General features: G+C 64.6%; 16 protein-coding genes. 14 read left to right on the plus strand and 2 right to left on the minus strand.

What is annotated here, in order from left to right; all coding sequences use genetic code 11:
• The first annotated feature begins 41 nt into the window (after positions 1–41).
• The 4 genes from C4K40_RS08460 (at position 42) to C4K40_RS08475 (ending at position 2,766) form a co-directional block, all read left to right on the plus strand.
• Entirely contained in the window at positions 42–830 is a 789-nt protein-coding gene (locus C4K40_RS08460) for a ParA family protein (protein WP_022643062.1), read from the plus strand.
• Positions 831–914: 84 nt separating this feature from the next.
• Entirely contained in the window at positions 915–1,811 is an 897-nt protein-coding gene (locus C4K40_RS08465) for a CheW domain-containing protein (protein WP_022643063.1), read from the plus strand.
• A gap of 79 nt (positions 1,812–1,890) precedes the next feature.
• Positions 1,891–2,373 carry a chemotaxis protein CheW gene (locus C4K40_RS08470; protein WP_011060011.1) on the plus strand — a complete coding sequence of 161 codons (483 nt, stop codon included), beginning with the start codon at positions 1,891–1,893 and terminating at the stop codon, positions 2,371–2,373.
• A complete protein-coding gene (locus tag C4K40_RS08475; RefSeq protein WP_053135067.1) occupies positions 2,374–2,766 on the plus strand; it encodes a DUF2802 domain-containing protein in 393 nt (130 codons plus the stop codon).
• Between the two features lie 44 nt (positions 2,767–2,810).
• Here the strand turns inward: C4K40_RS08475 and C4K40_RS08480 are convergent, their stop codons facing one another.
• Both C4K40_RS08480 and C4K40_RS08485 read right to left on the minus strand, forming a co-directional pair.
• Positions 2,811–3,140 carry an EscU/YscU/HrcU family type III secretion system export apparatus switch protein gene (locus tag C4K40_RS08480; protein WP_022643065.1) on the minus strand — a complete coding sequence of 110 codons (330 nt, stop codon included), beginning with the start codon at positions 3,138–3,140 and terminating at the stop codon, positions 2,811–2,813.
• Positions 3,137–4,720 (minus strand): flagellar hook-length control protein FliK, encoded by a 1,584-nt coding sequence (locus C4K40_RS08485; RefSeq protein WP_053135064.1) that lies wholly within the window; start codon positions 4,718–4,720, stop codon positions 3,137–3,139. The genes C4K40_RS08480 and C4K40_RS08485 overlap by 4 nt, the downstream gene beginning before the upstream one ends.
• Positions 4,721–4,916: 196 nt before the next feature.
• Between C4K40_RS08485 and ccmA the strand changes: the two genes are divergently transcribed.
• The 10 genes from ccmA to C4K40_RS08535 all read left to right on the plus strand — a co-directional run bounded on the left by ccmA (position 4,917) and on the right by C4K40_RS08535 (position 12,296).
• Positions 4,917–5,552 carry a cytochrome c biogenesis heme-transporting ATPase CcmA gene (gene ccmA, locus C4K40_RS08490; RefSeq protein WP_053135061.1) on the plus strand — a complete coding sequence of 212 codons (636 nt, stop codon included), beginning with the start codon at positions 4,917–4,919 and terminating at the stop codon, positions 5,550–5,552.
• Positions 5,549–6,217 carry a heme exporter protein CcmB gene (gene ccmB, locus C4K40_RS08495; protein ID WP_022643068.1) on the plus strand — a complete coding sequence of 223 codons (669 nt, stop codon included), beginning with the start codon at positions 5,549–5,551 and terminating at the stop codon, positions 6,215–6,217. The genes ccmA and ccmB overlap by 4 nt, the downstream gene beginning before the upstream one ends.
• Before the next feature lie 78 nt (positions 6,218–6,295).
• Positions 6,296–7,051 (plus strand): heme ABC transporter permease, encoded by a 756-nt coding sequence (locus tag C4K40_RS08500; protein WP_053135058.1) that lies wholly within the window; start codon positions 6,296–6,298, stop codon positions 7,049–7,051.
• A complete protein-coding gene (gene ccmD / locus C4K40_RS08505) occupies positions 7,048–7,224 on the plus strand; it encodes a heme exporter protein CcmD (protein WP_022643069.1) in 177 nt (58 codons plus the stop codon). The genes C4K40_RS08500 and ccmD overlap by 4 nt, the downstream gene beginning before the upstream one ends.
• The gene (ccmE, locus tag C4K40_RS08510; protein ID WP_022643070.1) at positions 7,221–7,676 is read left to right on the plus strand and encodes a cytochrome c maturation protein CcmE; all 456 of its coding nucleotides are present in this window, start codon (positions 7,221–7,223) and stop codon (positions 7,674–7,676) included. Before ccmD ends, ccmE begins: the two co-directional genes overlap by 4 nt.
• 3 nt (positions 7,677–7,679) lie before the next feature.
• Positions 7,680–9,668: a heme lyase CcmF/NrfE family subunit gene (locus tag C4K40_RS08515; RefSeq protein ID WP_022643071.1), complete on the plus strand. Its 1,989-nt coding sequence runs from the start codon at positions 7,680–7,682 to the stop codon at positions 9,666–9,668.
• Positions 9,665–10,201 carry a DsbE family thiol:disulfide interchange protein gene (locus C4K40_RS08520; RefSeq protein WP_053135055.1) on the plus strand — a complete coding sequence of 179 codons (537 nt, stop codon included), beginning with the start codon at positions 9,665–9,667 and terminating at the stop codon, positions 10,199–10,201. Before C4K40_RS08515 ends, C4K40_RS08520 begins: the two co-directional genes overlap by 4 nt.
• Positions 10,198–10,668 (plus strand): cytochrome c-type biogenesis protein, encoded by a 471-nt coding sequence (locus tag C4K40_RS08525; RefSeq protein ID WP_053135052.1) that lies wholly within the window; start codon positions 10,198–10,200, stop codon positions 10,666–10,668. The genes C4K40_RS08520 and C4K40_RS08525 overlap by 4 nt, the downstream gene beginning before the upstream one ends.
• Positions 10,665–11,870 (plus strand): c-type cytochrome biogenesis protein CcmI, encoded by a 1,206-nt coding sequence (ccmI, locus tag C4K40_RS08530; RefSeq protein ID WP_022643073.1) that lies wholly within the window; start codon positions 10,665–10,667, stop codon positions 11,868–11,870. Before C4K40_RS08525 ends, ccmI begins: the two co-directional genes overlap by 4 nt.
• A gap of 12 nt (positions 11,871–11,882) precedes the next feature.
• Positions 11,883–12,296, plus strand: a complete 414-nt coding sequence (locus C4K40_RS08535; RefSeq protein ID WP_053135049.1) for a hypothetical protein — start codon at positions 11,883–11,885, stop codon at positions 12,294–12,296.
• Positions 12,297–12,373: the final 77 nt, after the last annotated feature.

The raw sequence follows: 12,373 nt of genomic DNA on the forward strand, positions 1-12,373 counted from the left end.
ATGTCTCGCCCTGCTGTGGCTGGGCGGGAGGAACAAACTGAATGAGAGTCTGGGCTGTTGCCAATCAAAAGGGTGGTGTCGGTAAAACCACCAGTTCCATCGCTTTAGCCGGCTTGCTGGCGGAGGCGGGCAAGCGCGTGGTCGTGGTCGACCTCGACCCACACGGGTCCATGACCAGCTATTTCGGTTATGACCCCGACAGCCTGGAGCACAGCAGCTACGACCTGTTCCTGCACAAGGGCAGCGTGCCCGAGGATCTTCCTGGGCAACTGTTGCTGGGCACCAGTCACGAACGGATTTCCCTGTTGCCGTCGAGTACGGCCCTGGCCACCCTGGAGCGCCAGTCCCCCGGGCAGAGCGGCCTGGGCCTGGTGATCGCCAAGAGCCTGGCGCAGCTGTGGCAGGACTTCGACTATGCAGTCATCGACAGCCCGCCGCTGCTTGGGGTGTTGATGGTCAACGCCCTGGCGGCCAGCCAGCAACTGGTGATCCCGGTGCAGACCGAGCACCTGGCGGTCAAGGGGCTGGAGCGCATGGTCAATACCCTGGCGATGGTCAACCGCTCCCGCAAGCAGCCGTTGCCGTTCACCATCGTGCCGACCCTGTTCGACCGGCGGACCCAGGCCTCGCTGGGCACCCTGCGAATTCTGCGGGACAAGTTCCCGGAGCAGATCTGGCAAGGCTACATTCCCGTGGATACGCGCCTGCGCGATGCCAGTCGGGCCGGGGTCACGCCTTCGCAGTTCGACGGCAAGAGCCGTGGCGTGCTGGCCTACAAAGCCTTGCTCAAGCATTTGCTGGCGCAACAAGCCGTGGCGCAGGTGGCCTGACGTGAAGCACCATTCAAGTCGCCCGGCAGCCCGGCCGATAACCCCTACAGTTCACTGTGTGGGGTTTTGTGCGTGGGTGTCTTCATGAACCGTCCCCTGGATGTCAAGAACCGGCCGCAGCTGGCGCTGCAGTCGTACCTGGATGCTTTGCTGCAGGATGCCACCGAGGAAGAGCCGCTTCCCGAGGTCGTTGCTGAGCCGATTCCGCCTGTCGTTGAGGCCGGTACTGAAGCTTCCAGCGAGGTACTGGACGAATTCCAGGCTGCGGTACTCGAGGAGCAGGCCCGGGATGCACGGATCCAGCACCAGGCACCGCCTGCTGCTCGGGCCGAGGCGCCTGCTGTCGTGCCCGCGGCTCCCGTGCAGGATGCACCGGCACCCCTGCCGGCCTCGATCTCGCCCGTGGTGCCGATGCTCCAGGCCCTGGTGCCGCCCGTTGTGGAAGTCCATCTGCCACCTGGCAACACACCGCCGCCGGTCGCCGGTAGCGATCGCCCGACATGGGCGGCCGAGCCTTTCGAATGTCTGTTGTTCGATGTCGCCGGCTTGACCCTGGCGGTACCCCTGGTGTGCCTGGGGTCGATCTATTCCCTGGCGGGTCAGGAGCTGACGCCGTTGTTCGGCCAGCCGGAATGGTTCCTCGGTATCTTGCCGAGCCAGGCCGGCAACCTGAAGGTGCTGGACACGGCGCGCTGGGTCATGCCGGATCGCTATCGCGACGATTTCCGCCAGGGCCTGCAATACGTTATTTCGGTCCAGGGCTATGAGTGGGGGCTGGCCGTACACCAGGTCAGCCGTTCGCTGCGCCTGGACCCCAATGAAATCAAGTGGCGTAGCCACCGGGGCCAGCGTCCGTGGCTGGCCGGTACGGTTATCGAACACATGTGCGCGTTGCTCGACGTCGCCGAGTTGGCGGAACTGATCGCCACCGGGGGCGCCAAGCAGCTGGCAATCAGTCAAGCGGCCCACAAGCCGAAGTGAACCAACAACAGGCCGTGCCAATGGGGCGCGGCCATACAGAACACACGCCGTTGCCAACGGTATTTTGAGGGGTCAGGGTATGAATAAGTCGTCGTCTGCACAGGGTTCCGAAGATCCGATCCTGCAATGGGTCACCTTCAAGCTCGATAACGAGTCCTACGGCATCAACGTGATGCGCGTCCAGGAAGTCCTGCGCTACACCGAGATCGCCCCGGTGCCGGGTGCCCCGAGCTATGTGCTGGGCATCATCAACCTGCGCGGCAACGTGGTGACCGTGATCGACACCCGCCAGCGCTTTGGCCTGGTGCCCACCGAAGTCAACGACAACACCCGGATCGTCATCATCGAGGCTGACAAGCAGGTGGTCGGGATCATGGTCGACAGCGTGGCCGAGGTGGTCTACCTGCGCCAATCCGAAGTCGAGACCGCGCCGAATGTCGGCAACGAAGAGTCGGCCAAGTTCATCCAGGGTGTCTGCAACAAGAACGGCGAGCTGCTGATCCTGGTGGAGCTGGACAAGATGATGAGCGAAGAGGAATGGTCGGAACTGGAGAGTATCTGATTGATCCTCGAGGTAGCGGTAATTGTCCTGGCGATCCTCTGGGTCGCCACTCTCGCGCTATTCCTGTCCTTCGCCCGCAACCAGCGGCAGATCGCTGCGCAGCAGGCCGAGGGCGATGCCCTGCGCGACCTGCGAATCAAGGAGTTGGCCAAGCGGGTCGATCATTACCAGAACGGCACGGTGCGCATGGGCGAGGACTTGCACGAGCTGCGGGCTGTGGTGGCGCCGTTGCCGGACAAACTGGCCCAACTGGAACAGCGTGACCCTTCCACCTTGTCCTTTGCCCAGGCCGCACGGCTGGTGGGCATGGGCGCCAGCATCGACGAGCTGACCCAATCCTGCGGCCTGACCCAGGCCGAGGCCGAACTGGTGAGCAAGCTGCACAAAGGCTGAGCTTCAAGCATGCAGCTTGCGGTTCATGGCTTGCAGTTGCTCTTCTAGTAATCGTCGCCGCGCTCGGTGATGTCCTTTTCCGACTCTATCTGCCGTGGATCGTGGCCTGCCGGGAACTTGCCCTTGAGGTTCCAGGCGAAGGCAATGATCTCGGCGATGGTCCGGTACAACTCCGGCGGGATGCTGTCGCCCAGCTCCAGGCGCGCCAGCAGCCTCACCAGTTCGGCGTTCTCATAGATCGGCACTTCATAGTCGCGGGCGATCTTCAGGATGGCTTCGGCCAGTTCGTCATCGCCCTTGGCGGTGAGTGTCGGAGCCTGCTGACCATCGTATTTGAGGGCGATGGCCTGGCGAGGTGGGGCAGAGTGCTTCATGCGGTTTCGTCGACCCAGCGTTGTTCCAATCGGGTATGCGGGCCTTGGGGCGGGATGCCGAGATGGCAATCCAGGTCGCCGACATCCAGGCCCGAGGCCAGCAGGCGCTCGCGCAGGCTGCCCAAGTGGCTTTCGATCAGGCTCGCGGTATAGGGGCGTTCGGCCCAGAGTTGGCTGGACAAGCGGCCCTGGAGCAGTTGCGCCTGGACCTGCAGCGGGCCCAGCGGCTCCAGGTCGAAGGCCAGGTCGACCCGCCACAAGGCCTGCCGGGGCTCGCGTTCTTCACGTTTGTCCGGGGTTTGCTGTTCTGCTTGTGCCGGCTCCTCGCGCTGCAACTTGACCTGCAGGGGCACGATGTCCTGCAGGTTGCGCATGGGGATTTCCAGCTGCCAGGTGGTCAGCTGGCGGCCATCGTCGGTACGCCCGCTTTGTTCCAGGCCCGCCAGTTGGTGGCTCTGCAGGCGCGATACCGCCGCAGCGGCCAGGCGCAGCAGTTGCTCCAGGCTGCCTGAGCCTTCCAGGCTTTGCAGCAGGCGCTCCGGCAGCGGGAAGCCGCCGGCAGTGATTTTGGCGCTGACCTGGCCCAGGGTGCCCAGGGCACTGCGTACAAAACTGGGTAGCGACTGGGCCAGGGTATTGGCGGCGAGGATCGCGTTGAAGCTGGTGGAGGAGGGCAGCGCCGGAGTCAATTGGGCGATCAGGCGTAGCAGGTCGGCCTTCAGGTCTGCGGCCTGGCCCGGGTTGCCTGCGGCCAGTTGGGCCTCGAGGAACACGCCGCTACCCAGCAGCGCCTGGGCCACGCCGCGGGCGGTGCTCATTTGCTGTGCATTGGGCAGGCTGCCCAGTAGGCGTTCGACTGCGGCGCGCAGGTCGCTGGCCGGGCCGGGCTGGTCGTCGACGGGCAAGTTCTGCAGGGCATTGAGCAGGCCGCCCAGGGAGCCCTGGCGACTTTGCTGGCTGGCCAACTGGGCGGCGATCGCCAGTTGGTCCTGGCGGTTGCTCAAGGGGACGAAGCTCAGGGTCCGGGCATCTGTCACCAGGGCGCTCAGCAAGCTGCCGATACGCAACGGCTGCGGGCTCTCGATGTCCAGGGTGCTGCCGCTCTGGGCGGTATTGAGCAGGCTCACCAGGGAACGGTACAGCGCTGGCTGGTTACTGCCCTGGGGCAGCAGTTGCGAGGTCAGGACCTTGCCCTGCAGCAGGGTGCCCGGAGGCAGCTGGGCGATATCCAGGCTGGTCAGGGCGGCGACACTGGACGCGATGGCCTGTTGCACGGTGATGGCCAGGTTGGCTGCCGATGGCTGGGTCACTGCCAGGCTGGTGCCCTGGGGCAGGGGTTGGTTGCTGGTGGCTTGCAGGGTGGTTTGCCGGCCATTGTCCAGGGTCAGCTTGAGCAGCAGCTCGAAGGTCTGGTTCGTCTGCTTGAGCGACAGCACCTCGGCCCGGGCGCTCTGGCCGGGCGCGATCAGCCCCTCCAGCGGCGGCGTCAGCTTGAGCAGTTCACCGCTGGGTAACTGCGCACGCGAGGCTCCGGGAGCGGGCGTCGGTGGCAGCGGGGGGATGTTCATTTCGCCTGTCATTCGGACACAACCTGTGGAAATTAACCCCCTGTAAGGTAGGGACTCACATGTATAATGCCGCCCGTCTTTTAAGGAGTGTTAAAAACAATACAATTGTTTGACGCAGCTCTCTAGAACAGGCCGCCAATGCATTTATCCTGCATTCCTTTAACGGCCGCTCCACTGCCGACTTGAACCCGTAAAGGCCCGCTATCCCTTGACCAGCCCTCTTCTCGAAGCCGTTGCACTCGCTTGTGAGCGCGATTGGCGGATGCTCTTTGAACACCTCGAGTTGCGTTTGACGGCTGGAGACATGGTGCAGATCAGCGGTCCCAATGGCAGCGGCAAGACCAGCCTGTTGCGCCTGCTCGCCGGGCTGATGCAGCCCACCAGTGGGCAGGTGCTGCTCAACGGCCAGCCATTGCAGGCCCAGCGCGCCGAACTGGCCCGCAACCTGTTGTGGATCGGCCATGCCGCCGGCATCAAGGACTTGCTCACCGCCGAAGAGAACCTCAGCTGGCTCTGTGCCCTGCACCAGCCGGCCCGGAGCGAGGCGATCTGGCAGGCCCTGGCCGCCGTCGGCCTCAAGGGGTTCGAAGACGTTCCCTGCCATACCCTGTCCGCCGGCCAGCAGCGCCGCGTGGCCCTGGCCCGCCTGTACCTGGACAGCCCGCCGCTGTGGATCCTCGATGAACCCTTCACTGCCCTGGACAAGCAGGGCGTGGCGCAACTCGAGGAACACCTGGCCGCCCATTGCGAAGGCGGCGGCACGGTGGTGCTGACCACCCACCACACTCTTGGCCGCATGCCCTCGGGATACCGCGATATCGATCTGGGACGGTGGGCCGCATGAGTGTCTTCGTCTTGTTGGTGGCCCGTGAGGCACGGCTGTTGTGCCGGCGCCCGGCAGAGTTGGCCAACCCCCTGGTATTTTTCGCGATAGTCGTTGCCTTGTTTCCGCTGGCGGTGGGACCTGAGACACAATTGTTGCAAACCTTGTCTCCTGGCCTGGTCTGGGTGGCGGCGCTATTGTCTGTCCTGCTCTCGCTGGACGGGCTTTTTCGCAGTGATTTCGAGGATGGATCCCTGGAGCAGTGGGTCCTTTCGTCGCACCCCCTGGCCCTTCTGGTGCTGGCCAAGGTGCTGGCACACTGGATCTTCTCCGGGTTGGCACTGGTATTGCTCGCGCCCTTGCTGGCGGTGATGCTCGGGCTGCCTGCCGCCTGCCTGCCAGTACTGCTGCTCTCGTTGCTGCTGGGTACGCCGGTCCTCAGTTTGCTCGGGGCGGTGGGCGCGGCGCTGACGGTAGGGCTCAAGCGCGGCGGCTTGTTGTTGGCGCTGTTGATCCTGCCGTTGTACATCCCGGTGTTGATTCTCGGCAGTGGCGCCTTGCAGGCGGCATTGCAGGGCCTGCCGACTACAGGGTTCCTGCTGTGGCTTGGTAGCCTGGCTGCGCTGGCGGTGACCCTGACACCCTTTGCAATAGCTGCTGGCCTGAAGATCAGCGTCGGCGAATAATGAGGTCTGGTTGTTTTTTGACCAGTAAAGACCCTGGCTGTTCGTATAGACGAAGAGCAACCGTGATGGAAACAACGAATGAACTGGACCTGGTTTCACAAGCTCGGCTCGCCTAAATGGTTTTACGGCATCAGCGGCAAGCTGCTGCCCTGGCTGGGCGTCGCCGCCGTGTTGCTGATTGGTATCGGCGTGGTCTGGGGCCTGGCCTTCGCGCCACCGGACTACCAGCAAGGCAACAGCTTTCGCATCATCTATATTCATGTGCCGATGGCGATGCTGGCCCAGTCTTGCTATGTGATGCTGGCGGTGTGCGGGGTGGTCGGGCTGGTATGGAAAATGAAGCTGGCCGACGTTGCCCTGCAATGCGCCGCGCCCATTGGCCATTCCATCACGTTCCTGGCGCTGGTGACCGGGGCCATCTGGGGCAAGCCGACCTGGGGTTCCTGGTGGGTCTGGGATGCCCGGCTGACCTCGATGCTGATCCTGTTGTTCCTGTACGCCGGCCTCATGGCCCTGAACGCCGCCATCAGCAACCGTGACAGCGCCGCCAAGGCCTGTGCGGTGCTGGCGATCGTCGGGGTGGTGAACATCCCGATCATCAAGTACTCGGTGGAGTGGTGGAACACCCTGCACCAGGGGGCGACCTTCACCCTGACCGAAAGGCCCGCCATGCCGGTGGAAATGTGGCTGCCGCTGTTGCTGACGGTACTGGGTTTCTATTGTTTCTTCGCCGTGGTCCTGCTGCTGCGCATGCGCCTTGAAGTACTCAAGCGCGAAGCCCGGACCAGCTGGGTCAAGGCCGAAGTCCAACGCAGCCTGGAGGCCGCACAATGAGTTTTGCATCCTTCAGCGACTTTCTCGCCATGGGCCATCACGGTCTGTACGTCTGGTCGGCCTACGGTATCTGCCTGGTGGTCCTGGTGCGTGAGCTGGTGGCGCCGATCCTGGACCGCAGGAGCTATCTGCAACAAGAGGCGCGTCGTCTGCGCCGGGAGAACGGTAAGTGAATCCGCTGCGTAAAAAGCGTCTTTTGATCATCCTGGCGATCCTGGTGGGTGTCGGCATCGCCGTCGGCCTGGCCCTCAGCGCGCTGAAGGAAAACATCAACCTGTTCTACACCCCGACCCAGATCGCCAATGGCGAAGCCCCCCATGACACCCGCATCCGCGCCGGTGGCATGGTCCAGGCCGGCTCGCTGGAGCGCTCCGCCGATTCGCTGGACGTCAAGTTCGTGGTCACCGACTTCAACAAGTCGGTAACCATCACCTACCGCGGCATCCTTCCTGACCTGTTCCGCGAAGGGCAGGGCATCGTCGCCCTGGGCAAGATCAACGCCGATGGCGTGGTGGTCGCCGATGAAGTACTGGCCAAGCACGACGAGAAGTACATGCCGCCGGAAGTCACCAAGGCCCTGAAAGACAGCGGCCAGTCGGCACCGACGCCGGCCAAGGAGGGTTGAGTCATGAGTTCCGCTTTGTTCGTTCCCGAGCTCGGCCACCTGGCGATGATCCTGGCGCTGTGCCTGGCCCTGGTCCAGGCGGTGGTGCCGTTGCTGGGCGCCTGGCGTGGCGACCGGTTGTGGATGAGCCTGGCGCAGCCGGCGGCCTGGGGGCAGTTCGCCTTCTTGGTATTCGCCTTCGGCTGCCTGACCTACGCCTTCATGAATGACGATTTCTCGGTGGCCTACGTCGCCCACAACTCCAACAGCGCCTTGCCCTGGTACTACAAGTTCAGCGCCGTATGGGGTGCCCACGAAGGCTCGCTGCTGCTCTGGGCGCTGATCCTGGGTGGCTGGACCTTCGCCGTGTCGGTGTTCTCGCGGCAGTTGCCGCAAGTGATGCTGGCCCGGGTGTTGGCGATCATGGGCATGATCAGCACCGGCTTCCTGTCGTTCCTGATCGTCACCTCCAACCCCTTCGCGCGGATCCTGCCCCAGGTCCCGGCCGATGGCCGCGATCTCAACCCGCTGTTGCAGGACATCGGCCTGATCGTCCACCCACCGATGCTCTACATGGGTTATGTCGGTTTCTCGGTGGCCTTCGCCTTCGCCATCGCCGCGTTGCTCGGCGGTCGCCTCGATGCCGCCTGGGCCCGCTGGTCGCGGCCCTGGACCATAGTCGCCTGGGCCTTCCTCGGCATCGGCATCACCCTGGGCTCCTGGTGGGCCTACTACGAGCTGGGCTGGGGTGGCTGGTGGTTCTGGGACCCGGTGGAAAACGCCTCCTTCATGCCTTGGCTGGTAGGCACCGCGCTGATCCACTCCCTGGCCGTCACCGAGAAGCGTGGGGTGTTCAAGAGCTGGACCGTGCTGCTGGCCATCGCTGCCTTCTCTCTGAGCCTGCTGGGCACTTTCCTGGTCCGCTCCGGGGTCCTGACCTCGGTCCATGCCTTTGCCGCCGACCCTGAGCGTGGCGTGTTCATCCTGTTCTTCCTGTTGTTCGTGGTGGGGGGCTCGCTGACCCTGTTCGCCCTGCGCGCACCGGTGGTCAAGAGCCAGGTGGGCTTCAACCTGTGGTCCCGGGAAACCCTGTTGCTGGGCAACAACCTGGTGCTGGTGGTGGCGGCCTCGATGATCCTCCTGGGGACCTTGTACCCGCTGGTGCTGGACGCCCTGAGCGGCGCCAAGCTGTCGGTGGGGCCGCCGTACTTCAATGCGCTGTTCATCCCGCTGATGGCCCTGTTGATGGTGGTGCTGGCGGTGGGCGTGCTGGTGCGCTGGAAAGACACCCCGGTCAAATGGCTGCTGGGCATGCTGGCTCCGGTGCTGCTGGGCAGCGTGGCCCTGGCCGTGGTGGCGGGCATCGCCTATGGCGACTTCAACTGGGCGGTGCTGGCGACTTTCCTGCTGGCGGCCTGGGTGGTGTTGTCCGGAGTACGGGATATCTTCGACAAGACTCGCCACAAGGGCCTGGTCAAGGGCCTGCCGAGCCTGACCCGCAGCTACTGGGGCATGCACCTGGCGCACCTGGGGATCGCGGTCTGTGCCCTGGGCGTGGTGCTGTCGAGCCAGAACAGCGCCGAGCGCGACCTGCGCCTGGAGCCGGGCGAGTCCATGGAGCTGGCGGGCTACCACTTCATCTTCGAGGGTGCCAAGCATTTCGAAGGCCCCAACTTCACCTCCGACAAGGGCACTGTCCGCGTCGTGCGCAACGGCAAGGAAGTGGCCGTGCTGCATCCGGAAAAGCGCCTGTACACCGTGCAGAGCTCGATGATGACCGAAGCCGGGATCGACGCCGGTTTCACCCGCGACCTGTATGTCGCCCTCGGCGAGCCCCTGGGCAATGGCGCCTGGGCGGTGCGGGTGCACGTCAAGCCGTTCGTGCGCTGGATCTGGCTCGGCGGCCTGCTGACTGGCCTTGGCGGCGTGCTGGCGGCGATGGACCGGCGCTATCGAGTCAAGGTGAAGAGCCGGGTGCGTGAAGCGCTGGGCATGACAGGAGCCACTGCATGAAACGCTGGATGATGATGTTGCCCCTGGCGCTGTTCCTGGTGGTGGCGGTGTTTCTCTATCGCGGGTTGTACCTGGACCCGGCCGAGCTGCCGTCGGCGATGATCGGCAAGCCGTTCCCGGAGTTTTCCCTGCCTTCGGTGCAGGGCGACAAGACCCTGACCCGCGCCGACCTGCTGGGCAAGCCGGCGCTGGTCAACGTCTGGGGCACCTGGTGCATTTCCTGCCGGGTCGAGCACCCGGTGCTGAACAAGCTGGCCGAGCGTGGCGTGGTGATCTACGGGATCAACTACAAGGACGTCAACGCCGATGCCGTGAAGTGGCTGGCCGAGTTCCACAATCCCTACCTGCTGGACGTGCGCGACGAGGAGGGCTCCCTGGGCCTGAATCTCGGTGTGTATGGCGCCCCGGAAACCTTCTTCATCGACGCCAAGGGCATCATCCGCGACAAGTACGTCGGGGTGATCGACGAAGTGGTCTGGCGTGAGCAACTGGCCGCCAAGTACCAGGCCCTGGTCGACGAGGCCAAGCCATGAAGCGCTGGTTGATCGCGGCCCTGCTGGGCCTGGGTATCGTCGGGGTGGCCCAGGCCGCCATCGACACCTACCAGTTCGCCAATGATGGCGAGCGTGAACGGTTCCACGAGCTGACCAAGGAGCTGCGCTGTCCCAAGTGCCAGAACCAGGACATCGCCGACTCCAATGCCCCCATCGCCGCGGACCTGCGCAAGGAAATCTTCCGCATGCTCGGCGAAGGCAAGGACAATCAGCAGATCATCGACTTCATGGTCGATCGCTACGGTGATTTCGTGCGCTACAACCCGGCCTTGACCGGCAAGACCGCCTTGCTCTGGTTCGGCCCTGCCGGGCTGCTGCTGGGCGGCATGGTGATCATCGCCGTGATTGTCCGGCGCCGCCGCGCCCAGCGCAGCGATAGCCCGAACACGCTTTCCGCCGAAGAGCGGCAGCGCCTCGACCAACTGCTGGATAAAAACCACCCATGACTGATTTCTGGCTCGCGGCAGGCTTGTTGCTCCTGATCGCCTTGAGTTTCCTGCTGATCCCGATACTGCGTGAGCGTCGCGCCCAGCGCGAAGAGGACCGGACCGCGCTCAACGTTGCGCTGTATGAAGAACGCCTGGCCGAGCTGCAGGGCCAGCAGCAGGAGGGCGTGCTCAGCGCCGAGCAATTGGACAGCGGCCGGGCCGAGGCCGCCCGCGAGCTGCTGGCGGATACCGAAGGCAACGGCCAGGTGCGCAATTCGCGGCTGGGCAAGCCGCTGCCCTTGCTGGCGGCAGTGCTGGTGCCGCTCCTGGGCCTGGGCCTGTACCTGCACTTCGGAGCCAGCGACAAGGTCGAGCTGACCCGCGAGTTCGCCCAGGCGCCGCAGACCATGGAAGAAATGACCCAGCGCCTGGAGCGTGCGGTGGCGGCCCAGCCGGACTCCGCCGAAGGCCTGTACTTCCTCGGGCGCACCTACATGGCCCAGGATCGGCCGGCGGATGCGGCGAAGATCTTCGAGCGTACCGTAGCCCTGGCCGGGCGCCAGCCCGAGCTGCTGGGGCAGTGGGCCCAGGCCCAGTATTTCGCCGATGACAAGAAGTGGTCGGACAAGGTCCAGGCCCTCACCGACGAAGCGCTCAAGGCCGATCCCAACGAGGTCACCAGCCTGGGTCTGCTGGGTATCGCCGCCTTTGAAAGCGAGCGGTTCCAGGATGCCATCGACTACTGGAAGCGCCTGCAGGCGCAATTGCCGCCGGACGACAATTCCCGTGCAGCCCTGCAAGGCGGGATCGACCGGGCCAGCGAGAAGCTGGTGGCAAGCGGTGGCAAAGTGGCCGCCGAGCCGGCGACCAAGGCCAAGGGCGCGCTGCTCAAGGTCCGGGTCGACCTGGCCGCCGAGCTCAAGGCCAAGGTCCAGCCGGGCGACAGCGTGTTCATCTTCGCCCGCGCCACCCAGGGACCACCGGCGCCCTTGGCGGCCAAGCGCCTGACGGTGGCCGATTTGCCGGCCACCGTCGAGCTGGGGGATGCCGACGCGATGATGCCGCAGCTGAAACTGTCGAACTTCCCTGAAGTCCAACTGGTTGCGCGTGTTTCCCGCGCTGGCCAGCCAACGGCCGGTGAATGGGTCGGACACAGCCAGCCCCTGGCCAGCAGCACCACCACGGCCCAGCAGCTGACCATCGACAGCCCGGATAAATAAAGAGAAACCACCATGACCGCCATCGCTCGCATCACCCTGCTGTCCCTGGTCCTGGGGTTGAGCGCTTGTACGGTCCAGCGGCCAGTACCCACCAGTTCCGAGCCCATCCCGCCAGCGGAGCCGAGCACGCGCCCGGCTCCTTCCACGGTGCCCTCCGGCAAGCCTGCCACGCCCCATGCACCAGCGCCTGCAACCAAGGCCCTGCCACGCACTTCGGCCAGCTTCGCTCCGCCTCCGGGCGGGCACAGCCACTGGGACCCACGACTGGGGGTCTACGTGCTGGATAACCAAAGCAACACCTTCTACCGCCAGCGCACCTACTATCGCTGGAACAACGGCTGGAGCCGCTCCATCAGCCCCGACGGCCCCTGGGAAGATACCGATATCCATGGCGTGCCCGCCGGGCTCGGCCGCCAGTTCCAGTAACGCTGCTGGCGCTTGTACCGCCAGACCCTCGCCAAGGCCCATCCCAGGGCCTTTGTCGCAAATGCTTAAGCCTCGTG

It is taken from the genome of Pseudomonas sp. CMR5c (genome assembly GCF_003850545.1).
GTDB classification, from domain to species: Bacteria; Pseudomonadota; Gammaproteobacteria; order Pseudomonadales; family Pseudomonadaceae; genus Aquipseudomonas; species Aquipseudomonas piscis.

What these genes read in the sequence shown, in the direction of transcription:
- C4K40_RS08520 (WP_053135055.1), top strand. Translation starts at nt 9,665, where the DNA reads ATGAAACGCTGGATGATGATGTTGCCCCTGGCGCTGTTCCTGGTGGTG.
- ccmB (WP_022643068.1), top strand. Translation starts at nt 5,549, where the DNA reads ATGAGTGTCTTCGTCTTGTTGGTGGCCCGTGAGGCACGGCTGTTGTGC.
- C4K40_RS08535 (WP_053135049.1), top strand. Translation starts at nt 11,883, where the DNA reads ATGACCGCCATCGCTCGCATCACCCTGCTGTCCCTGGTCCTGGGGTTG.
- C4K40_RS08480 (WP_022643065.1), bottom strand. Translation starts at nt 3,140, where the DNA reads ATGAAGCACTCTGCCCCACCTCGCCAGGCCATCGCCCTCAAATACGAT.
- C4K40_RS08460 (WP_022643062.1), top strand. Translation starts at nt 42, where the DNA reads ATGAGAGTCTGGGCTGTTGCCAATCAAAAGGGTGGTGTCGGTAAAACC.
- C4K40_RS08500 (WP_053135058.1), top strand. Translation starts at nt 6,296, where the DNA reads ATGAACTGGACCTGGTTTCACAAGCTCGGCTCGCCTAAATGGTTTTAC.
- C4K40_RS08525 (WP_053135052.1), top strand. Translation starts at nt 10,198, where the DNA reads ATGAAGCGCTGGTTGATCGCGGCCCTGCTGGGCCTGGGTATCGTCGGG.
- C4K40_RS08515 (WP_022643071.1), top strand. Translation starts at nt 7,680, where the DNA reads ATGAGTTCCGCTTTGTTCGTTCCCGAGCTCGGCCACCTGGCGATGATC.
- C4K40_RS08465 (WP_022643063.1), top strand. Translation starts at nt 915, where the DNA reads ATGAACCGTCCCCTGGATGTCAAGAACCGGCCGCAGCTGGCGCTGCAG.
- C4K40_RS08470 (WP_011060011.1), top strand. Translation starts at nt 1,891, where the DNA reads ATGAATAAGTCGTCGTCTGCACAGGGTTCCGAAGATCCGATCCTGCAA.
- ccmD (WP_022643069.1), top strand. Translation starts at nt 7,048, where the DNA reads ATGAGTTTTGCATCCTTCAGCGACTTTCTCGCCATGGGCCATCACGGT.
- ccmI (WP_022643073.1), top strand. Translation starts at nt 10,665, where the DNA reads ATGACTGATTTCTGGCTCGCGGCAGGCTTGTTGCTCCTGATCGCCTTG.
- C4K40_RS08485 (WP_053135064.1), bottom strand. Translation starts at nt 4,720, where the DNA reads ATGACAGGCGAAATGAACATCCCCCCGCTGCCACCGACGCCCGCTCCC.